The organism is Flavobacterium helocola, assembly GCF_038289885.1.
In the GTDB taxonomy this organism is placed as follows: Bacteria; Bacteroidota; Bacteroidia; order Flavobacteriales; family Flavobacteriaceae; genus Flavobacterium; species Flavobacterium cheniae.
This window is the reverse complement of sequence record NZ_JBBYHT010000008.1, coordinates 23956-47564: the sequence shown is the minus strand read 5'-3', so window position 1 is coordinate 47564 and position 23609 is coordinate 23956. Positions and strand designations below refer to the sequence as shown.

At 27.9% G+C, this 23609-nt stretch carries 19 protein-coding genes; 18 read left to right on the top strand and 1 reads right to left on the bottom strand.

The genetic code is table 11. The annotated features are described in order from the left end of the window. Positions 1 to 4 precede the first annotated feature (4 nt). The 6 genes from AAEO58_RS12935 (at position 5) to AAEO58_RS12910 (ending at position 4794) form a co-directional block, all read left to right on the top strand. Positions 5 to 1030, top strand: a complete 1026-nt coding sequence (locus AAEO58_RS12935; RefSeq protein ID WP_341683824.1) for a hypothetical protein — start codon at positions 5 to 7, stop codon at positions 1028 to 1030. A gap of 75 nt (positions 1031 to 1105) precedes the next feature. Beyond that, positions 1106 to 1393: a helix-turn-helix transcriptional regulator gene (locus tag AAEO58_RS12930; RefSeq protein WP_166236825.1), complete on the top strand. Its 288-nt coding sequence runs from the start codon at positions 1106 to 1108 to the stop codon at positions 1391 to 1393. A gap of 96 nt (positions 1394 to 1489) precedes the next feature. Beyond that, positions 1490 to 2683 (top strand): VapE domain-containing protein, encoded by a 1194-nt coding sequence (locus tag AAEO58_RS12925; protein ID WP_341683823.1) that lies wholly within the window; start codon positions 1490 to 1492, stop codon positions 2681 to 2683. A 435-nt stretch (positions 2684 to 3118) separates the two neighbouring features. Then, complete coding sequence (locus tag AAEO58_RS12920) at positions 3119 to 3895, top strand: plasmid recombination protein (RefSeq protein WP_341683822.1); 777 nt, start codon at positions 3119 to 3121, stop codon at positions 3893 to 3895. A 15-nt stretch (positions 3896 to 3910) separates the two neighbouring features. Further along, on the top strand, positions 3911 to 4501 hold the full coding sequence (locus AAEO58_RS12915; RefSeq protein WP_341683821.1) for an AAA family ATPase: 591 nt from the start codon (positions 3911 to 3913) through the stop codon (positions 4499 to 4501). Positions 4502 to 4569: 68 nt separating this feature from the next. Further along, a complete protein-coding gene (locus AAEO58_RS12910; protein ID WP_166236821.1) occupies positions 4570 to 4794 on the top strand; it encodes a hypothetical protein in 225 nt (74 codons plus the stop codon). Positions 4795 to 4969: 175 nt separating this feature from the next. Here the strand turns inward: AAEO58_RS12910 and AAEO58_RS12905 are convergent, their stop codons facing one another. Next, positions 4970 to 5485 (bottom strand): hypothetical protein, encoded by a 516-nt coding sequence (locus AAEO58_RS12905; RefSeq protein ID WP_341683820.1) that lies wholly within the window; start codon positions 5483 to 5485, stop codon positions 4970 to 4972. Positions 5486 to 5960: 475 nt separating this feature from the next. On the opposite strand from AAEO58_RS12905, the gene AAEO58_RS12900 reads away from it, so the two are divergent. The 12 genes from AAEO58_RS12900 (at position 5961) to AAEO58_RS12845 (ending at position 23379) form a co-directional block, all read left to right on the top strand. Next, positions 5961 to 8696 (top strand): class I SAM-dependent DNA methyltransferase, encoded by a 2736-nt coding sequence (locus tag AAEO58_RS12900; RefSeq protein WP_341683819.1) that lies wholly within the window; start codon positions 5961 to 5963, stop codon positions 8694 to 8696. Positions 8697 to 8724: 28 nt separating this feature from the next. Further along, the gene (locus AAEO58_RS12895) at positions 8725 to 9573 is read left to right on the top strand and encodes a hypothetical protein (RefSeq protein ID WP_341683818.1); all 849 of its coding nucleotides are present in this window, start codon (positions 8725 to 8727) and stop codon (positions 9571 to 9573) included. Positions 9574 to 9743: 170 nt separating this feature from the next. Then, positions 9744 to 10019 (top strand): hypothetical protein, encoded by a 276-nt coding sequence (locus tag AAEO58_RS12890; protein ID WP_341683817.1) that lies wholly within the window; start codon positions 9744 to 9746, stop codon positions 10017 to 10019. 156 nt (positions 10020 to 10175) lie between these two features. Next, a complete protein-coding gene (locus AAEO58_RS12885; protein ID WP_341683816.1) occupies positions 10176 to 10382 on the top strand; it encodes a hypothetical protein in 207 nt (68 codons plus the stop codon). Continuing rightward, positions 10372 to 12699: a hypothetical protein gene (locus tag AAEO58_RS12880; RefSeq protein WP_341683814.1), complete on the top strand. Its 2328-nt coding sequence runs from the start codon at positions 10372 to 10374 to the stop codon at positions 12697 to 12699. Before AAEO58_RS12885 ends, AAEO58_RS12880 begins: the two co-directional genes overlap by 11 nt. A 9-nt stretch (positions 12700 to 12708) precedes the next feature. Then, positions 12709 to 13563, top strand: a complete 855-nt coding sequence (locus tag AAEO58_RS12875) for an abortive infection system antitoxin AbiGi family protein (protein WP_341683812.1) — start codon at positions 12709 to 12711, stop codon at positions 13561 to 13563. A gap of 79 nt (positions 13564 to 13642) precedes the next feature. Continuing rightward, a complete protein-coding gene (locus AAEO58_RS12870) occupies positions 13643 to 15790 on the top strand; it encodes an AAA family ATPase (RefSeq protein ID WP_341683811.1) in 2148 nt (715 codons plus the stop codon). Then, the gene (locus AAEO58_RS12865; RefSeq protein WP_341683810.1) at positions 15787 to 16779 is read left to right on the top strand and encodes an HNH endonuclease family protein; all 993 of its coding nucleotides are present in this window, start codon (positions 15787 to 15789) and stop codon (positions 16777 to 16779) included. Before AAEO58_RS12870 ends, AAEO58_RS12865 begins: the two co-directional genes overlap by 4 nt. After that, positions 16763 to 18802 carry a hypothetical protein gene (locus AAEO58_RS12860; protein ID WP_341683809.1) on the top strand — a complete coding sequence of 680 codons (2040 nt, stop codon included), beginning with the start codon at positions 16763 to 16765 and terminating at the stop codon, positions 18800 to 18802. Before AAEO58_RS12865 ends, AAEO58_RS12860 begins: the two co-directional genes overlap by 17 nt. 1 nt (position 18803) lies before the next feature. Continuing rightward, complete coding sequence (locus AAEO58_RS12855; RefSeq protein WP_341683808.1) at positions 18804 to 20594, top strand: GmrSD restriction endonuclease domain-containing protein; 1791 nt, start codon at positions 18804 to 18806, stop codon at positions 20592 to 20594. Next, a complete protein-coding gene (locus AAEO58_RS12850; protein ID WP_341683807.1) occupies positions 20594 to 21232 on the top strand; it encodes a ribonuclease H1 domain-containing protein in 639 nt (212 codons plus the stop codon). The genes AAEO58_RS12855 and AAEO58_RS12850 overlap by 1 nt, the downstream gene beginning before the upstream one ends. Before the next feature lie 5 nt (positions 21233 to 21237). Next, a complete protein-coding gene (locus tag AAEO58_RS12845) occupies positions 21238 to 23379 on the top strand; it encodes a UvrD-helicase domain-containing protein (RefSeq protein WP_341683806.1) in 2142 nt (713 codons plus the stop codon). Positions 23380 to 23609 lie beyond the last annotated feature (230 nt).

Below are 23609 nucleotides of genomic sequence, written 5' to 3'. Positions count from 1 at the left end.
AAACATGATTGCTAACTATTTCCAAAAAAACAAAGAATATTTCAAGATTAGAAAATCAATAATACTTGATTATAACCCTGAAAAAACCAATAAAAAGATAAAAAAAAGAATAAGTAAGCTAAACGAATTTGAACATTTCAGTCTATTTTGTGAGGTATTTATTGAAAAACCACTATTCCCATTTACAAAAGAATATTTAAGTCATTTCACAAAAAAAAGAAAGAAGTCAAATCACAAAATTTACGATTTTTTCCCAAGGTCCAACAGTAACACATCGAATTCAAGTAAAGATTATTATTTAGTTTTTAATTGTAATAAAGATTTTGAAGAATTAATCATTAATCATTTAAAAACAAAAGAATATTCTACCGAAACACTCGTTAAAAAACTTTTAATAATTAAAGAGTACTTATTACAATATTTTTTAGATCCGCTAGAAATATTAATTCCAACTTTAAAAAATCAATTAAAAAAAACTAACAAGCTCTTTATAGAAAATGATACATTTATTTTTGATTTAATTGAGGAGTTAGAATACAATAAGAAAAATTACAATAATCTTCTAAACAGTATTGAAAATAAGATCAAATCTCTTTCAAATGAATCTATTGAAAATAATCAGATCAAGAACAATTCTTCTTTAAAAAAAATCAAAGGTAATTATCAGATAGAAGTTAAAAATGAAGTGTTAGAAGAAATATATAATGAGTTAAATAGATATGATTTTATTGATATTGATAGAACTTCTAAAGAAGATTTCATAAAAGTATTTAAATTAGACTGGAAAGACCACGATTCGGTAATTCATTTTAAAATTACAAATGTTGAAGTTAAATTTTTTATTGAATGTTTTGATGAAGATCTCAATGAAAAAATACCTTTAACTTTTATTGAACACGCAGGTAATATAAAGACAAAAGATAGAATATTTAAAGCTTCAACTCTTTATAGTGGAGGCAGTCAAAGTGAAAAAAATTCGCCAAACATTAAAATAATCCGTTCGATTTTTGAAAAAATAAAAAAACATTAAGGTCCTTAATACCTTAATATTTTTCTATTTTCCTATACTGACATTTGCTCATATAAACTTAAAAAAAGTAAAAATATGGACGCAAATGAAGTAATTATCGAGAAGCTTAACAAGCTAGAAACATTATTAGTAAGTAGTGTAAAACAAATTTTAACGGTTGAAGATCTAATTAATTACACTGGGTTTTCAAGAAGTTATATTTACAAACTGGTTCATAAGAATATCCTACCCTATTCTAAACCAAATGGAAAAACTTTGTTCTTCCAAAAAAATGAGATTGATTCTTTTCTTTTACAAAACAAATCTGTTTCAAATGCTCAATTGACTCAAAAAGCATTTGATTATGTGGCAAAATCAAAATAAAAAAAAAGCACAATTGAACTGCGAATTCACTTGTGCTTATATTTTTTAATCTCTTTGTATATGTGCATTGCAAATATACAATAATTCTGTTATTGTATGAAAGATAAAGACAAAAATCTGTTGTATCAAACTGATACAGCATCAAATACGATATTTGATAGAATCATCAAATATATTAATACTAAATATAGAATACGCTTCAATACTATTTCATTGGATTACGAAATAAACATTATTGGCGATGATTATTGGGAACCTTTAAATTTATATTCTTTACTTATTGAATTAAATCGTAATAACATTGAAACTAACTACAATAAGCTAGAAACTCTTATAAAATCTAATTTAATTGAAAGATATGATCCGATTAAAGAATATTTTTTAGAATTGCCGAAGTGGAATAAAGATGTTGATTATATCAAAAAATTAGCTTCCTATGTAAAAACTGATGATGATGAAGCTTTTATCTACCATTTAAAAAAATGGTTTGCTAGAGCTGTAAAATGTGCTTTTGAAAAAGAAAAAATCAACAAACACTGTATCGTGTTAGCCAATGGTGATCAGCATGCCGGAAAATCTACTTATCTAAACAGTTTTATCCCAAAGAAACTTGAAAACTATATGGGGGTAAATATTGGAACTGATAAGGATTCCAGGATTAAAATGTGTAAAAACTTCTTAATCAATTTAGAAGAATTGTCTGTAATCGGAAAAGCTGAAGTTAACTACATAAAATCATTAATTAGTATGTTTTATATCAACGAGCGTTTACCATATGAAAGAAAAGCTGAAAATTTACCTCGTATTTGCTCATTTATTGGTTCAACCAATATGGTCGATTTTCTTACAGATGAGACAGGTTCTGTCCGATGGATAATTTTTGATGTCATTGGGAGAATTGACTTTAATTATTCTAAAGAAATTGATATGGATAAAGTGTGGTCACAAGCTTATTATTTAGCCTTTTATGACAATAGTTTTGAAGCAGAATTAACCCATCAAGATGTAATTGAAAATGAGTTGAGAAATGAAAAATATACCAATTACACCATCGAACAGGAAACAGTATTAAAATACTTCGAAAAGACAGATAATATCATCTATTTCAATACAGCAACAGAAATAATGACAAAACTAATCCCATTGGGTTTAAAACTTAACAGAGAAAGAATCGGCAAGGCTTTAAGCGGTTTTAAATTCAGCAGAATAAAACATCCAAAAAAACAAGTTTATGGTTATTTAGCAAAACCTAAATTCAGTATTAGTCCAGTTGAAATAATGAATATTTAAAAAATTAGTTACCTAACTTACCTAGTTACCTAAACCCTTATATAATAAGACTTTTTAAAAGGTAACTAAAGAAAAAATAGTCTACCTATACTTACCTTAAAAATTTAGGTAACAAGGTAACCATTAGGTAATATAAAAAAACTTCGTAAACAATTGAGTTTACTGGTTTAGGTAACTAGGTAGCCAAAATTGGAAAATAATTAGATAACGAAAATCAGAAATTTAACTTAAAGGAAATAAATAAGAATTTTATTTTCTCTTTTTCCCTTAAGTTAATTTTTTTTTGAAGCTGTCAGGAGTTTAAAAATCAATTAAAAAAAATCAATCCGTCGAGTTAACCATACGGAGTAGTTATAGCCCACTATAACTAGAATAGAAAAAATTCTAGTTGTGGGCTCTCCCGAGGGGGTCTGCGACGCTTTAAATTCGTTAATTATGGAAAAATCCTCAATACATTTTGAAAACGTTAAACCTACTAGTCAGTCACATAATTTAAGACAAAGAGAATTTGATTATGTTCGACAAGAATTAACACCATTGAACAAATCATATGGTAATATGAAACCACATTCTGAAGTGATTGAAGAATTAAAAAAAATCATCAAAGAGAAAACAGGAAGGTCAGCTCAAGCAAAAGCTAAGTTTCTAATTGAGGGGGTTTTCCTTTTTAAAAAAGATCACACAGACGCCGAGTTAGTTCAAGTAGTTAATAATTTCGGAAAGAAATTTAATGTCAGTCTAAAAGAACTTCATATCCATAGAGATGAAGGTCATTTTGACAAAAAAACTAATGAGTGGAAACCAAACTATCATGCTCATTTGGTTGTGGAAAATATAAATCGAGAAACAGGAAAGTCTGTAAAATGGGACAAAGAAGATTTGTCAAGAATTCAAGATTATTTTGCTGAAGCATTAAACATGCAAAGAGGTATTAAATCCGATAGAAAGCATTTAGGAGCCTTAGAATACAAAGTCAAAAAAGAACAAGAGCAATTAGATAAAATACTAAATGAAAAACTAGCCACTTACAACAAAAGAGCATTTGAAATACAGGGCAAAATTTTTAGCGATTATTATTTAAAAATTTTAAATCGTGAAGAAAGGGATAAATTTTCAGACTTTCTAAAAGAACATAATTTGGCAGATGAATTCATAAAACATTTAAAGAAAAAAGAAAAAGAAAAATCTAAAACTCTTAAATACAAACGTTAACCAAGTAACCAAAATATGGCAAAAATAATCCTAATTACCCATCAAAAAGGAGGAGTTGGTAAAAGTACACTCACCTTCAATCTAGCACAAAACTTTTCAAGTAATTCTAAAGTTGCCGTTCTCGACTTTGACTTACAAGGTAGTTTGAGTCAATTGAAAGAAATCGTTACTGATTTCGATGTGATTCCATTTGTTGAAGAAATAAATAGTATTTCAAACTTAAACTATGATTTCATATTTATTGATACGCCACCTTATTTATCAAATCATTTATCAAAATTGATTCAAATTGCAGATTTAATCCTGGTCCCAACCAAAGCTGGAATTTTAGACATATTGGCTATTAAAAGTACATTGAAACTTATTGAACATGAACACAAATCAAATTCAACTCTCATCGTATTTAATATGATTAAACCAAACACGACATTAACGCAAGATATATTAATTAGTTTGGAAGAATATAATGTACCAATTGCTAAAACACACATTAGTGATTTAGTTGCTTTCACAAGGTCTGTAATTATGAATGGCGTTACAAATGACCGTAATGCAAAATTCCAATTAGACCAACTAACAAAAGAGGTTTTGTTTTTGTTGTTATAGTTCTATGAATCTATAATTCTATAAATCTATAATTCTATAAAACTATAAATCTATAAATCTATATAAATATGAAATCAGATAATATAAATGACCTAATTAACAAGGTTAAGTCTAACAATGAACAGAGCAAAATTCAAAAAATTGTACCTGTATCAATTAAAGAAATTGAAGAAATACAATTTTCATTCTACATTGAAAAAGAGTTATACAAAAAATTGAAATTGAAATCGATTAATGAAGAAATGAGCATGAAAGAAATCATGAATGAAGCTCTAAGAAAATTCATTTGTTAAATAATATCGGAATTTAGAAGAAATGAAAAAACATATCTTATACCATCCAAAACAAAAAAAGACTTGATTAACTCAAGTCTTTTTTCTGTCTGATCTCACTTTTTGGTCGGTTTCACCGAAGTTACTCTCTCCGCCAAGACTATACCCAGCTCCAGTGAAACAAATTTAATGAAATTTAATTTTCCAAAAAATATTTTTCCATATTATTTGAAAGCAATTGAGTAGAAATTTTCATGTACTCAGATTTATTAATCATTCCAGGTTTATTGAAATCAAATAAAGTCAATCTATCTAACATGACTCTGAAATAAGCTAAAACTGAATCCGTGATTAGACCATTATTTTTATATTCCATTAAGTCTTCACAAATTTTAATTTTTATACTGTTTTCTGTTTGTCTTTTATCTTTATTGGTAAGCATATAAATTACAAATAGGAATTGATTATAAGTTTCATTGGTACTTAAAATATCAATTAAATTAATTCGCTCTATTTCGTTTAATAGCAACAAAAATTCAATTGAAATCTTACGAAAAAAAGTATCCTTTTCAATGCCATCATCCATATTTAAAAGATTGATAAATTCATCCGAAGTAAATGAATCAATTAAAAGTTCAGGAGTTGTTTTAGCTCCAAATAAAACCATATTTAAAAATACGGTTCTAACATCAAGTAAAGTTGAGTTTTCCATAAGCATAAAAAAAATGCGTGAGACATTAGCCAACCGTCAAAGAGGCACTAGGAAGCCCAACAACCAGAAGACTACGCCCACGCAAGTATCATGCACAGGCGTAAGTCTATTAATTTCGGTTGTAAAAGAAGATTCCTAGTTTTCTTTGACCTCATTAATAGCTTACGCGATTAAATATATTTTTCTGATGTAAAAATAGAAATTCTAATCCAATTCTTTTTAGTCTTTTCTCTTTCTTTTTTCAAGTATCAAAAAAAGAAAACAAAGACAAACAAAAGCAACTAACTAGCGGAAACTATTTTTACAGTTCCGTTTACGGTTTTCCTCATTTATTTTGTTTTCCCTTTGTTTACCTTTGTTTCCAATGGTACCCCCGTAAAAATACCTGGTATGAAAATCAGGTATTTTTACGGGTTGTAAATACCCTTTTTTTTCGTTATGTTTGGGAATTATACTACAATTAAAATAAAAACAAATGGCGTTAAGCTGGAATGAGATAAAAGACAGAGCAGTTAAGTTTTCAAAAGAATGGAAAGATACCACTAATGAAGAAGCTGATGCTAAACCATTTTTAGACGCTTTTTTTGATGTCTTTGGAATCACTCGTAAGAAGATTGGAACATTTGAACACAGAGTAAAAAAACTATCGGATGCCGATGGGTATATCGACTTACTTTGGAAAGGAACTATTTTGGTTGAAATGAAAAGTCGTGGTAAAAACCTTGACAAAGCATTTCAACAAGCAATTGATTATACACACGGATTAAAACAAAACGAACTACCGAAATATGTTTTGGTATGTGATTTCCACATTTTTAGATTATACGATACCGAAGAACAAACGACTTTATCCTTTACTTTAGACGAATTAGTACTAAATGTGCAAAGCTTTGGTTATCTTTTAGGGTATCAAAAGAAAACATACAAGGAACAAGACCCTGCCAACATAAAAGCAGCGGAATTAATGGGAAAACTTCACGACCGATTAGAAGAAATTGGGTACGAAGGGCATCCGTTAGAAGTTTATTTGGTTCGGATTTTATTCTGTTTGTTTGCGGAAGACACTACTATTTTTGATAAGCAACAATTTCAAGATTACATAGAACATAGAACCGCCGAAGATGGAAGTGATTTAGCATCCAAAATTCAAGAATTGTTCCAGGTGTTGAACACGGCAAAAGACAAACGTTTCAAAAACTTGGACGAGCAATTAAACGACTTTCCGTATGTTAATGGTAAATTGTTTGAAGAAATTTTACCAATGGCAAGTTTTGATAGTAAAATGCGCCAAGCTTTATTAGATTGTTGTTACATCGATTGGAGTAAAATTTCACCGGCTATTTTTGGTTCTATGTTTCAAAGTGTAATGAATCCAAAAGAACGTCGAAACTTAGGAGCGCATTACACCAGTGAAAGCAATATCTTAAAACTAATTAAACCCTTATTTTTAGATGAACTTTGGGCTGAGTTTGAAAGCATCAAAGGAAATAAAAACAAACTGCCTGAATTCCATAAAAAGATTAGTCAACTTAAATTCTTAGATCCTGCTTGTGGTTGCGGTAACTTCTTAGTAATCACTTATCGTGAATTACGTTTACTTGAATTAGAAGTATTACGAGCTACCTACAAATCAGGACAAGGAGTTTTAGACATTAGCGATATCATTTGGCTCGATGTTGACATGATGTACGGTATTGAATACGAAGAATTTCCTGCACGTATTGCCGAAGTAGCCATGTGGTTAATTGACCACCAAATGAACATGCTCATTAGTAATGAATTCGGACAATATTTTGCCCGTTTACCATTGAAAAAGTCGGCTAAAATTGTACATGGAAATGCTTTAAGAGTTGATTGGGATGAAGTTATTTCAAAAGACAAACTTTCTTACATCATTGGAAATCCACCATTTATAGGTAAGCAAATCCAAAATTCTGAACAGAAAAAAGATATGGAACTGATTTTTGCTGGAACAAATGGTAGTGGGACATTGGATTATGTTACTGCTTGGTATTTAAAAGCGGCAAAATACATACAAAACACAAAGATAAAAGTTGCTTATGTCTCTACAAATTCAATAGTTAAAGGCGAACAAGTTGGAAATATTTGGGGAATATTATTTAATATATATAAAATAAAAATTCACTTTGCTCATCAAACATTTAAATGGGGTAATGAAGCGAAAGGGAATGCCGCAGTTCACGTAGTTATTATAGGGTTTGCAAATTTTGATGTAACTATAAAAAGAATTTTTGAGTATGAGAATATTAGTGGAGTAGCACAAGAAATTAAAGCAAAAAATATAAGTCCATATTTAGTTGAGGGAAAAGATATGTTTATTGTTTCTAGAACTAAGCCTCTTTGTGATGTTCCTGAAATAATAAAAGGGAGTGAAACTACAGATAGTGGACATTTTATGTTGACAGTTGAAGAGGTTGATTTTTTAAAACAAAAATATCCTGAAAGCTCTAAATTTATTAGACCTTTCATTGGAGGCGGAGATTTTATTAATGGAAATGTTCGTTATTGTCTTTGGTTAAAAGATGCACCTTTAAATGAAATTAGACATATTCCATTTATTCAAGAAAGAATTGAAAGAGTAAAAAACTTTAGACTTTCAAGTAGTAAAGCAAGAACGAAGCATTGGGCTAATTTCCCTACATTATTCTCAGAAGACAGACAACCAAATACAAGATATTTGATGTTTCCCAAAGTATCTTCTGAAAGGAGGAAATATATACCTTTTGCATATGTTGAACCTGAATTTATAGTTAACAATACCGCTTCATTTATTCCAAATGCAACTCATTTTATTTTTGGTGTTTTGGAGAGCAAAATGCATATGACCTGGATGAGTTATGTTTGTGGTAGAATGAAAAGCGATTATATCTATTCAAACAAAATAGTCTATAATAACTTTCCTTGGCCAGAGAATATATCCGACAAACAAAAAATTACAATTGAGAATGCTGTAGAAAAAGTTATCAAAGTTAGAAATGAATTCCCAAAATATACATTAGCAGATTTATACAATCCGTTAACTATGCCACCAGCTTTAGTAAAAGCCCACAATGAATTAGATAAAGCCGTTGATGCCGCATACAGCAAACAAGTTTTCACTAGCGAAGCCAAACGCATGGAGTTTTTATTTGAGTTGTATGAAAAATATACAGCTGGATTATTTGTGAAGGAGAAGAAAGGGAAAAAATAATTATACAGATCAACCAAATTACAAAAAAATGAGTAAAACTATTACCTTTAGCGAGTATAGATATCATCTATTACCTTTGGAAACTGAACAAACAGCACTAGAATTGCATGGTCCAAAACCATCATTTGAAGAACTTAGAGAAACAAAAAATAAAATTTTCGAAGAAATAATACAATCACTACCAGAAACTAAAAAAGAGAAAAATCTATTTAAACTTTTAGACAACACTGACAGCATCTATCTATTTAAAGTTTCAAACAAAAAATATGATAAAATAGTTGAAGATTTTATAGAAAAAGAAATAAAAACTGAACCTTATGTTTATCTAATAGTCAATAATGATCCTAATGTTCAAAAAATATATATAAGTGAAGATATTGAAGTGTTTACATCTGTTAATGCTACTAAAAATATCCTCATTACAATTTTCAGAAAATATCTTCATACAAAATATTTAAACATTGAAACCAATGAAGTTTTCGATAAAAAGACTTTTTGGACTTTAGTTAAGAGGTACCAAGGCAAAATTAAATATATAAATATTGAAATGATTAAACCTAATTTAGCAAATATATCAAAATCACTACCAGAAGCATTTAAGAAATTTGCTGAAAACACAAATGCTCATAGAAGTAACATTATTTTAAAAGCACCAGAGAATGGGAAATTGGAGAAAATTAATGAATCTAATAAAGAATTGGAAGGACTTGTTGATTATTCTTCCAAAGGTGGTGGAGAAATAAAAGTGAAAGTGAAAGGTATTTCGAAACAATTAAAAACAAGTGATAATATTAAAAAAATTGATATTGAGCAGATTTATCTCGAGGGTTCCCATGAACAAGTCATCAAAATGTATAAAGAAATTTTAAAAAGTTGAATACACTAAAAAACATCTCATTTTTTGTCATTATCTCATTTATTTTAAATTTGATAAGCTACTATTTAGAGTCTAATTTCCTATTAGAATTTCTTTCTTCTAATTTAATAATTATACTCCTGACTCTATTAGCAATAAATACTGCAACGACAGGATTATTATCAATCAAAATGGCAGAACTTGAAACTAAATTTAATGATTTAGATTTTAAAAGTACTTACATTGAAATGAAGTTTTCACTAAAAGAACAAATTATACTCATAATATTATCTCTTTTAGTTTTAATAATAAATGATAGTAAATTGATTGATTTTGAATTTAAGAATTTTATAATAGGAACTTTTCTAACAACAATATTTATTTATGCAATAGATATACTTAGAGATACTGGTATATCTGTATTTAAATTATTAGAGTTAGTTAGTGATATTAATAAATTAAAGTGAAAATTAAATAAATAATATTCCAACAAGGATATTATTCCATTTCCAATTGAAAAACTCTAAAGTGTGAGCAATATTTTATGGTTTATGAGTTGTATGGTTTGAGTGAAGAGGAAATAGGAATTGTAGATAATAGTTGATAATAAAAGTAAAAATAATATGACATCAAGAAATATAGATTGCAATGAATTATTAGCAAAAATCATAGATGATAAATTGAAAGAAGAAGGGCTAATTAATGCTTCTGAAAACCAATTAGTAATAAAATTAGCTAAAGGTCAATTGAAAGATTTTGATTGGAAAGTTGCTTTTGAAGAAATTCTTTATAAACCCAAAGACGAAAATGTAAGTAATAATGAAGCTTAATAATCTACATATAAAATCATTTAGGGGAGCAACACAGCCAGTAACCATTGAGTTTGATAAGACAAAAAAAATCACAATGATTTTTGCTGAAAACGGTAATGGAAAATCTACTATTTCTGATGCATTTGTATGTTTACTTACAAATGAAAAAGGTTCATTAGACGATAAGTCATCTATTGATATGCGATTTCTGAAATCATTAGGAACAGGTAATGGAGAGACTTCAATTAAATTAGATACTGATATTGGTTTATTTTCTGCAACGCTATCTGGAGCCTCTAAAACTTTTATAAAAAATCCAATTGTTGGAATACCTTCTATTCGTTTTTTAAGAAGAAATCAAATAATCAATTTGATAAATGCAGAAGCAGCAAAACGATACGATACATTAAAAGATTACATTGATGTTTCGAATATCTTAACTTCAGAAGATGCATTAAGAAAAGTTAATAAAGAAGTAGATACAGATTTGCAAAGAACAACTGAAATACTTTCTAGTGCTAAAATAACTTTAGAGAAATCTTGGGAAATTGAGGGAAAACCTGATGGAGAAATGCTTATTTGGGCTAAAGCTCAATCTGAGAAAGATTTATCAAAAGAAAATAGAGATTATCTAGTTTTAGTTGAACTTATTAAACAATGGAACGCAATTGATATAAAACATAAAGAAATAGTTTCATTAAATAATACAATTAAGCAGTCATTACAAACAAAAAAAAATTCTGAAGAAATAGTAAACAAACTCAAATTAGAAAATACAACAAATAATACAGAACTATTAACTTTATTGAAAAATGCTAAGACATATATAGCTGAACAGGGAAACATTAATAGTTGTCCGGTTTGTTCAAGCGATTTTGAAAAGACTGTTGTAATTACTTCACTTGAGAAACAAATCATATCAATGGATGCTTTAGACAAAGCAGCTAAAATACTTGATACAAATACAAAAGATCACGATAAAAATATTGCAATTCAAACAAGTGCAATTTCAACGATTAGCGAATTAATAATCAAATACAAAAATTCCATTAGTAAATACAGAGAAAAACTACCAGAAATAGTTCCTTTTGTAGACGGTGTTGGTTTAGATGTAACAATTAATTATACTTGTTTTACCGATAATTTAAGTGCTTTAACAGTCCTTTTTAGTAAAATTGATGAAGCTGAAAAAACAAAGCGTAAAGCAATTGAACAACATAATATTATTAAAGAACAATTCAATTCAATAACTACAAACACTGAAAAGTTTGAAAAATTAGTAGCGCTTTCAAAAGCAACAAATAAAGCTTTTACTATTGTTGAAACAGAAAGAAAAAAGTTTTATGACAATGAACTTCTGTCAATATCAAGTGATGTAGAACGAATGTATCAATTGCTTCACCCAGATGAAGGTTTGGGGGGAATTAAATTATTTCTGAATCCCAAGTATAAAAATTCTTTAGAGCTACAGGCAAATTTCCATTCAGAAAAAGAAATTACACCACAATCCGTTTACAGCGAGTCTCATCTCGATACTTTAAGCATATGCATTTTCTTAGCGTTAGCAAAAAAGTATAGTGATGGCAATACTATATTAGTTTTAGATGATGTAGTAATGTCGGTTGATGAAAGCCACTTAAATAAATTTATAAATTTGTTGCACGATGAAGCAGAGTATTTTGGACAAATAATAATTACAACACACTACAGACCTTGGAAAGATAGATATAGAACGCATCGTGCGCCAGGGGCAAAAGTACACTTTATCGAACTACGAAAATGGTCTAAAGAAACTGGAATAAGAGTACAAAATGGTCGTGTAGAACTCCAAGAATTGGAAATAGCATTAAATGATACTTCTTATTTCGATAGACAAATCATAGCAAGTAAAAGCGGTATAATTCTAGAAAATATATTAGATTATTTAACTGATATTTACGAATATCATCTACCAAAACGTAAATCTTCTAAATATACTTTAGGAGAATTAATTGATACTCTGCAATCTAAATATTTAAAAAATATTAAAACTATCCATAGAAGTATAAGAATAAACGATAGAAGCGAGGAAGAAGATTATGAAGTTGAATATCAGTTACAACCTGTAATTGAAGATTTAAAAAAACTATTATTTATTCGTAATCAAGTGGGCGCACATTTTAATTTAGATCAAGACGCTTCTGATGAAGATGTTGAATTATTCGGAAAAAAATCTTTAGAATTAGGTAAGATATTAATTTGTTCAGTAACAGGACAATTACCCTTGTCAAAAGATGTTGACCACTGGAAAACTAAAAATGGTTCTGTAAAATTATTTCCACTTGTTAAAGCATAGATACTAAAAATGGATACTAACATAAGCTCAAATACACTATTTCATTTTACTACTGAAAAAAAATATTTAACTAGTATTTTAAAAAATGGACTTTTTGTAAGATATAGTTTGGAAAATTATCAAAACTTAATCAATAACAAAGCTGAAATTGTTTTCCCTATGACATGTTTTTGTGATATTCCATTATCACATGTCAAGAATCATACTAAAACATATGGTAGATATGCCATTGGATTGACAAAAGAATGGGGTATGAAAAACAAAGTAAGCCCTGTTATATATTCTTATCCAAATTCTGAAACAACCGAAATATTAAATTATGCTTTTGAAAATATTGAAAAGTTTTTTGATATTGATGAAAAAGAATTAAAAAACATTAAACTTACTAAAACTACAGAAAAGCTATTTGAACATTACAATAAAAGAGATATCGAATTAAGTAAAAAAATAAATAGTGTCCATAATAATCTTTCTAATTTTATTAGGTATATAAAACCTTATGAAGGTAAGTTTTACAGGGATGATAACTATCTTAAGAATAAAGTGAAATTTTATGATGAAAGGGAATGGAGGTTCACACCAACAAGAGATTTTTTATTCAAAAACGGAATTAAAGATAGTTACACAAAAGAAAATTATATTGATAAAACAAAAAGAAGAGCATTAAATATAAAACTAGCTAAACATGTAAAGTTAGTGTTTGAGCCAAAAGATATTCGTTTTATAATTGTTGAAAAAGATGATGAAATACCAGAAATGATTAATCAATTAGAGATGATTTTTGGAAATAAGGCGACTTCAAATGAACTGAAGCTTTTAAGCACAAGATTGATATCAATGGAGCAAATTTTAGAAGATTTATGATATTGATAGTTAAATTAATTTTAAGCTCAAAAAAACATATTAATAGTTAGGAATTTATTAAAAATTAATTTAAATGATCATGAGAATTGCAGCAATATATATACCAGAAAATACATTTCCTCATTTATTTGGGGAAAATCATACTGAGTTCACCTTAAATCTAGGAGGCAAATTCAACTATTTATTTAAAAGTAAAAATTCTAAAATTGAAGTAAATAAAGTAACTGAAAATGAAAACTTCATTAATGAATTTTGGGGAAATGATATTTCATTGGTAAGTTGTATAGTTGGAAAAAATGCAGTTGGAAAAACTACAATTCTTAGATCCCTAAATAATTCTATTGATTCAAGTAGTAAAAAGTTAATTTATTTAATTGAAAAAAGTAATTCTGATTCATTTGACATAATTAATGAAACAGAAAAAACGGTTATAATTAATTTTGTGGCTTCTTTTAATGAAATTAAACATAAGTCATTTGAACCTTTATATTATTCTCCGACTTTGGATTATGATCTTGTTGATACTTTTTCACCCATTTCTCTTATAAATTATTTTGATAATAATTTGGAGGACTATTATCTTGACTCTGTCAATAGAAATGTTAATTTTTTAAATGACTCAATAATCAAAAAAATAAAGGATGCGTATTATGATTTTCCAAGTTATGATTATATAAAAATAAATGTTAAAAAATTAAGAAAATCTAGAATAAGAGCACCATATCTAGAATCAAATTTTGGAAATCCACATAGAGGTGATGCATTAAAAAATGAGCTAAAAGGTGAAATAAGTAGACTTAAAGACAAGCAAAATTTCTATAGTGAATTTTCGATAGAAGATATGATTAAATCTCATGAGAAAAGCATTAGTCTTCTAGAAAGTGAAAGTTTTACTGAACAGTTTGATAAATTGTGGAATTTAAAAGATTACAAATACTCAGATAATACTGGTTACGATTACATTCATAATTCATTTGATTTTATTAAAAATCTTGAAGTAAACATTTTAAGTTATTTATTGCTTGGTGCTACATTTCCTCAAACAGGTTTGGGAGGAGGAATTGATTTTAGTAGAATTAATGAAACAAATAATTTTTATGACAGACTAAATTTTTTCCTAGAAATGTATTTTGTTAATGAGTATAAATCTTTAACTGAGAAAATAAAAACTGATTTAAAAGGGATAAAAATTGAAGATAGTCAAAAAATTATAGCACATATTGAAAAAGATTCTTTTTCAAAACTTTCTGGTGTTGATATGAACCCCATAAAAGAAAGAATGATAAGTTATACTGAATCATTTGAAGCTATATTGACATTTTATCAAAAAATAACAAAAATTATAGATAGTGATTTTGTCAAATTAATAGATGGAGATTTAATTTTTAGTATACAAGATTATCAGAGTAAATTACTCTTTGATGAATTAATCTATAATTATAAATATATTTTAAAAATATTTCCAAAAAGCCCAATATATATTTCTCTTTTTGATTTTTCTCCAAATAAAAAACTATCGACAGGAGAGAAAGCATTGCTAGATTTTTATTCTTCTTTGTATAATTACATTGATACTAATAAAGAAAGTAAACATTTGAATAATGAATATTATCTATTACTACTAGATGAACCAGATTTAGGCTTTCATCCTTTGTGGAAAAAGAAATTTATTAATGCAATTTCAAAAACTCTTCCTCTTATTTTTTCAAAAATTAATCCGCAAAAATATGATGAAGAAAAAAAGAAATACATTTATACTAGAGAAAATCCTGTTATTCAAATCATATTTAGTACTCATGACCCACTAACTTTATCGGACATTCCTAATCAGTGTATCTTTTATTTAGATAAAAATGGTAACTCAAGCTTTATTGTTGATTCAAAAAGAAGGAGTCAAAAATCTTTTGGTGCAAACATTACTGATTTATTAGCCGACAGTTTTTTTGTTAATGATGGTCTTATTGGTGATTTTGCAAAAGAAAAAATAAACGCTACCATAGAATGGATTAACAAACAAAGAATACTAAAAGAAAATTTAAAAACAAAATATATTGTGGATAATGGACAATATGAATTTCACAAAAAAATAATATCAATTATTGATGAACATGTATTAAAATTAAAGTTAGCTGAAATGCTTGAAGAATTAAAAGGTGACAAAAATATACAGGAAGAATTAATAGATAAAGAAATTGAATATCTACAAAATAAAAAAAGAATGTTATGATTTACATTAATTCTAATGATGCAAAAATTAAATCTGCATTAGATTTTCATATAAAAGGTTTATTTTCAATTTTGAAAAGAAGAGTTAATCGTTGTACAAATAGCGACATTAAAGCCTTTTTATCAGATGCTACTTTGAAGATTTTTTTACAAGGTAAACCAGAAGAAATATTAGACTTAAATAATCAGTTTTATTCAAATATAAGTAATTACTCGTTAGATGGATATGATAATTTTAGGTTAAATATTGATAAAACCCCAAAAACTAGAGCTGAAAAACAAAATGTTACAAAGTACAAACGTTTGAACTCTTTTGTTGAAGACATTTTTAATTACGAAACTTCATTCTCTATAAAAACAACAAAATATTCTACTTATAATTTAGCTAATAATCTAGATATTAGTACATGTGTTTACTGTAACAGAATGTATACTAAAACAGTTTTTACACCTGAAAAATTAACTAGACCAGAATTTGATCATTGGTTTCCAAAAAGTAAATATCCATTATTAGCACTATCATTTTATAATTTAATTCCTTCATGCCATATCTGTAATAGTTCTTTAAAAGGTGCTACAAATTTAAATCTTAATGACTATTTACATCCCTATATTGATGATGAAAAAATAATAAACACGGAAATAAAATTTAGTTATTATAACAAATCCTTAAACACTTTCGGGTTCAATATGCTAAATAATCCAAATAGTAAAAAAGGGTTAAATACTATTAATGCTTTTAAAATTAAAGAGATATATGAAACTCATGAAGAAGAAATCAAGGAATTGAGGAGAATAAGGGATGTTTATTCTGAAAGTTATTTGCAAAAATTATCTACATTATATAAAGGAATAATTTCTCCCGAAGAAGTATATAGATTGGCATTTGGTGTTTATATTGAAGAAACTAAGTTTGAAAAAAGACCATTGAGTAAAATGAAGAAAGACATATTAATAGAATTAGGAATAATAAATGATGAAACAAAGTAATTTCAAAATCATTGGAATAAAAGCTCTTGAAGAGTGTGATTCTAACTATACTAAGGTATTAGAAAAAGAAAAGTTATATTATTTCTATTCTGATTATGAAATTATTATAAATAATGATGGTAAAGAACAAATTATAATTAATAAGGAGATTGTTAATGGAATATTTAATGACAATGAAATTAAGAATAATGTAAATATTAATATTTGTGCAATAGTTGGTAAAAACGGATCAGGGAAAAGTTCGATTATTGAATTGCTATTTAGAGCTATTAATAACATTGCTTATAATTTTAAATTTGAATCGGATTTGCCAAAAAAAACTATTACTGCTGATTTAAAGATAGTTGATGGTATTCATGTAGAGTTTTATTATAAAACAGATAAGTTTTACAAAATAATAGTAAATGAATCAAAATTTGAGGTTTTTAGTTTCAATTCAAACTTGTTATTAAATGAAAAATCTGAACAATCTAGGTTTGATTTGAGTAAATTATTTTATACTGAAGCCGTTAATTATTCTCATTATGCTTACAATAGTTTTGAGTTTGGATTTATAAAAAATGGAGTATTTATAAATTGGTTAAAGGAGTTATTTCACAAAAACGATTCTTATCAAACACCATTAGTTTTGAATCCAATGAGAACTGCTGGTAATTTTGATATTAATAGAGAAAATGAATTGGTTAAACAAAGATTATTAGCAAACATTCTTAGAACTTCTCAAAAAGGTAAAATTGATTTTAGAAAATTTGGTGATAATTTAAAAGCTGATACTCTAATATTAAAACTTAAGCCTAAAAAAGAAAAGGTTTCTTATTGGGTAAAAGATAGTAAAGGAGAAGATATAGAAAGATTTTTTAAACTAGGTGCTTTTACAGTTAGAGAGAAAGATGATTTAGTAAATTCTTTAATGTTTGAAATTCATGGTATTCCTCATATAAAATTAGTTATTTCTAAAAATGTTAAATATGATTTAGCAAGACAATATATTGTATATAAACTTGTTTCAATATGCAAAAAATATGAAGATTATAAACATTTTTTACTTCCAAAACATTACAAGTTTGATACAAGTCTATTCAAAGAATTTATCAATAAAATTAAAGATGACGATAGTCATATTACCTTTAAATTAAAACAAACCTTAAATTATTTAAAGAATGATTTAATAAATATAATAGATGATGATATTCAATTAAATATTGAAGAACTTTCAAAAAAAATTGAAAAAATAAAAAAAAGGAACCAATCTATTTTAGAATTAATACCTCCTCCAATTTTTGATATTGATATAGTTCTTAAACCTGTAAAAGAATTAGATGAATTAATCAAGTTTAGTTCTCTGAGTTCAGGTGAAAAACAGCAAATATATATGGTAAGTTCTTTACTTTATCATCTTTATAATTTAGATTCTGTAACAGGAAATAAAATAAAGTATGAAAATATAAATATCATTTTTGAAGAAGTAGAATTATATTTTCATCCACAAATGCAAAAATCGTTCATTAAATATTTTTTAGATAGCATAAGCAGGATTGAATTGAGAAAAATTAAATCTATTAATATTTGTTTTGTTACGCATTCACCTTTTATTTTATCAGATATTCCTAGTAATAATATTATGTTTTTAGAAGTTATAAATGGTAAATCAATTCAAAAAAAAGGTAGCAGAAAAACATTTGGCGCTAATATACATGAATTATTAAGTGATAATTTTTTCATGTCAAATGGATTTATTGGAGACTTTGCAAAAGATAAAATTGATATGACTATTGATTGGTTAAATAAAGAGTTACTCAATAAACGAAAATTTGAAAATGAAAATTCTCAAGAAAAATACAGAATAAATGATGAAGTTCTTAAATTTCATAAAGGAATAATCTCTTTAATAGATGAACCAATTATAAGAATTAAATTAAGTGAAATGTTATCTGAGATTGATGATAATGATAATTTTTATGATAATATTATTAGAGAGCAAATAAGATATTTAGAAGACACCCTGAAGAAAAAAAAACAATAATATGCAAAAATACTCCGTAAACCAACACTTAATAGAAACACTTTTAACCTGGGTAAAATCAGGTGAAATTGCCATACCAGAAATACAGCGCCCATTTGTTTGGGACAGTTCAAAAGTCAGAGACTTAATGGATAGTTTGTATCAGGGCTTTCCTGTAGGCTATGTAATTGCTTGGCGTAATCCTAATGTCCGTTTAAAAGACGGTAGTATGAGTGAAGGCAAGAAGATATTAATCGATGGGCAACAACGTGTAACCGCCTTAACAGCTGCTTTACTGGGTGAATATGTTATTGATAAAACCTACCAACGTGTTAAAATCAAAATTGCTTTCAATCCTATTTTAGAAAAGTTTGAAGTACAAAATCCAGCTATTTTAAAAGACCACACTTGGATTCCCAATATAGCAGAAGCCGTAAGTGGTGAGATTAGTATTTTGAAACTAGTGCGTAATTATTTAGCCGTTAATCCTGAAGCCGATGAAGATTTAGTAGAGCGTGCTTTTACGAATTTGATTAACATTCCTAAAAAACAAATAGGAATTATTGAATTATCGCACGATTTAGATATTGAAACCGTAACAGAGATATTCATTAGAATTAACTCTAAAGGAGTCGTGTTAAGTCAGGCAGATTTTGCCATGAGTAAAATCGCTTCCAATACCGAATATCAAGGCAACGTATTGCGTAAAGCCATAGATTATTTTTGTCATTTAGCTATTTCTCCAGAGTTCTACAAACATATCGTTGACAATGACCCAGAGTTTGCTAAAACGGAGTTTTTTGCCAAAATGCAATGGTTAAAATCTGAAAACGAAGATTTGTACGACCCTGAGTATACTGATTTAATTCGTGTTGCTTTTACCTCTCAATTCAACAGAGGGCGTTTATCCGATTTAGTGAGTTTACTATCGGGTAGGAACTTTGAAACACGTTCCTTTGAAGATAGCATTGCCGAACAATCTTTTGAGAAATTGAAACAAGGAGTTTTCAATTTCATTAATGAAACTCATTTTAAACGTTTCATTATGATAATCAAGTCAGCCGGATTTATTTCGCCTAAGTTGATACGTTCGCAAAATGCTTTAAACTTTGCTTACATCTTATATTTAAAATTGAGAGAGTTAGGTGTTAATTCGGTTCACATTGAAAGCTATGTAAAACGTTGGTTTGTGTATTCGGTATTAACAGGTCGTTATTCAGGTTCGCCTGAATCAGTCTTTGATTTTGATATTAAACAAATTCACAATCGCCCTTTTGATGAGTATTTGAAAGAAAAGGAAGAAGGAGAATTATCAGAGGCATTTTGGAATGCTTCGTTACCACAAAGTTTAGATACTTCAGTAGCGAGTAGTCCTTATTTCAATGTGTTTTTAGCATCCCAAGTTAAAGCCAATGATAGAGGTTTCTTATCTAAAGATGTATTAGTAGGAGACTTAATATCCCTAAGAGGTGACATCCACCATTTGTTCCCTAGAGATTTTCTAAAGAAAAACGGATTAGACAGAGGAAAATACAATCAGATTGCCAACTATGTGTATATGCAATCGGAAATCAATATTAAAGTAGGAAATAAACCACCCAAAGAATATTTTGAATTGGTAAATTCTCAAATTGCATCTGACAATAGATTAGTAAGTGGTTTGGCTTCTCAAGAGGAATTATTAGCGAATTTAAATGCGAATTGTGTTCCAGCTGAAATTATGACAATGGGATTAGAAAACTATCAAGATTTCTTAGTAATGCGAAGAAAGTTGATGGCTCAAAAGATTAAAGATTATTATTTTTCATTGTAATGGCTAAGAAACCTAAATTTTATGTCGTTTGGAAAGGAAGAGAAACAGGTGTGTTTTCTTCATGGGAAGACTGTAAAGCACAAACTAATGGTTTTGATGGAGCAGTTTTTAAATCGTTTGAATCTAAAGCCTTGGCAGAACAAGCTTTTCATGATTCAAGTTCACATTACATAGGAAAAAATAAAAAAGTAGTGAGCACGCTTTCAAAAGAAGCCTTAGCGCTCATAGGTGAGCCTATTGAAGATGCAATTGCAGTAGATGGAGCTTGGAATACAAATACTGGTGTAGTTGAATATCAAGGAGTTTATCTAAAAACATATGAAGTATTATTTCATGTCGGTCCTTTAGATGACGGCACTAACAATATTGTTGAATTTTTAGCTATAGTACACGCATTGGCTTTATCAAAACAATGGCATTGGAAAATTCCTATTTACTCAGACAGTAGAATTGCATTAGGCTGGGTAAATGAAAAAAAGGCAAGAACGAATCATCCACCAAGTGAGAAAAACAAAAAACTATTCGAATTGATAGCAAGAGCCGAAAAATGGTTAGAAAATAACACCTATGAAAACGAATTATTAAAATGGGAAACCAAAGCATGGGGTGAAAACCCTGCTGATTTTGGGAGAAAATAAATTTTATGTTAGACAATAACAACATATTAAATGGTTTAAACGACAAACAACAAGAAGCTGTTGTTAGTGATAATAAGCGTCTTTTAGTTTTGGCCGGTGCAGGTTCAGGCAAAACAAAAACATTGTTGCAAAAAATCATTTATTTAATCGAAGAAAAGAAAGTACATCCATCTAGTATTTTAGCAATTACATTTACTAAAAATGCTACTAATGAAATGATGGATCGTCTAATTGTAGCTGCTGATACAACGGGTTTATATGAGCGTATTATTTTTAGTAAGGTATTAACTAAGAAAGAAAAAGACGCCGAACGTAGAAATTGGCAGCGTAAATACAAATGGATTGAAGGATTAACGGTTCGTACTTTTCATAGTTTTTGTTATAGTGTATTGCGATCAGATGGTGTAAAGGAATTTGATAATAAGTTTAAGATTATTGGTGATGAAAAATCAACAGACATTGAAGATATTTCTAACAGAATAGCTGATGAAACTGTCTTTGAAGTATTCCACAAAATCTTCATTGAAAAATGTGATGATAATGCTTTCTTGTTAAAAACAAAGCGTTATGTTTTGGATTATTTAGTAGATAAAATTCATATTTCAAAAGAATACGAAAATACTAAAGTAACTGATGGTAAGTTTTACACCACTTTGAATAGTACAAAAGTAAAGTCTAAATCCGAACAATATATTGCAGATTGGCTTTACAGACATAGTATTTCTTTTGAATATGAACCTTTGCTGAATGTAAAAGACTTTGATTTTCATCCTGATTTTTATATTCCAGATGCTAATTTGTATCTAGAGCACGTTAGTGATTTGAGTTATCCAATGGAAGCTAAAGAAAAACAGTTTGCCAAAGGAAATATTTTGTATGCCAAAACTTTTGAAAAAGACACTCAAGATTCAGCTGTATTCAATCACACCTTAGATAAAATTGTAAAAAGTAGATTACCATACGATTTTCATGAAAAGAAACAATTGAGCTTTTTAGAAGAGTTCAAAGGATATTTTGAAGAAGTAAAAGACTTTGTTCGTCAAATCATTCGAATTTGTGATATGATAAAAGTAGAGAATATCTCTCTTGATGAAGTAATTAAAAGAGCTTCAGAAGATAAACATGAACGTATCAGAGTGTTTTATGAATTAGCGATTCCAATTATTTCAGAATATATAGCTTACACCACCAATAAATCATATCTTGACTTTAATGACTTAATATCTAAGACAACTTCTTTATTTACAAACCATGAAGATGTAAGACAGCGTTATCTAGATAAATTTCAATATGTATTAGTTGATGAATTTCAAGATGTAAATAATTTACAAGTTGAACTTATAAGATTACTTATAAAGCCAGAAACTCAATTATTTTGTGTTGGTGATGATTGGCAAAGTATTTACGGTTTTAGAGGATCCAATGTAGAATATATTATCAATTTTGAAAAGTATTTCTCAAATGCACAAGTAATTAAACTCAATCAAAACTATAGAAGTGAGAGAAATATTGTAGAAGCAAGTAATGAAGTTATTAAATACAACAAACACAAAATTGATAAAGACATTGCAGCTGTAAAAGATTCTCAGCAAAAAATCATTATTCAAAAAGGGAATAATTTAGATGATAATATAAGATATTGTATTGAAAAAGTACAAGAGCTATTAGAAGAGGGATATGCTAAAGATGATATTTTATTCTTGTACAGAAGGAATAATATGTTTTCAAGTTACCGAAATGAGTTCAAACAAAATAAATTCTTTGTTAATGGTAAAACAATTCATGCGTCAAAAGGACTTGAAGCAAAGGTAGTTTTCATCATTGGTCTTACCGAAGGAAAAGGAGGTTTTCCGGATGTTTGGTTAGAAGATAGATTGTTTCAAATTATCAAAAAAGCGGACTATAATTTGCTTTTAGAAGAAGAAAGAAGATTGTTTTATGTAGCAATTACAAGAGCAAAAGACAAATTATATTTAGTTACAGAAAAAGGAAATGAATCAAGCTTTTTGAATGAAATTCCAGATGAATATACTTCAAAAAGTAATCAATTAGGAAAAATAAATCATAGACAAAATGAATGTGTAAAATGTCATGCCCCTATGAAAGAAGATTGGATTGTTTGTCCAAAGTGTGGTAATAAAAAATGACACTACTCAAAATATAATACCCCTGTTATAAAATAATAAAATTATGCGGTGAATAACTCTTCTATTCACCGCAAAATATGCGGTGAATAATTTACCATTTCATTTTAAAAAAGACTCTAGACAACTTTTAAACTTACTTTTTTGCAAGTAAAATTAAATAAACCCAATATTAAACTTACGAAAATGATTGTTATTTAAAACAAAAAGGTTAATTTTGTATATAATAACAA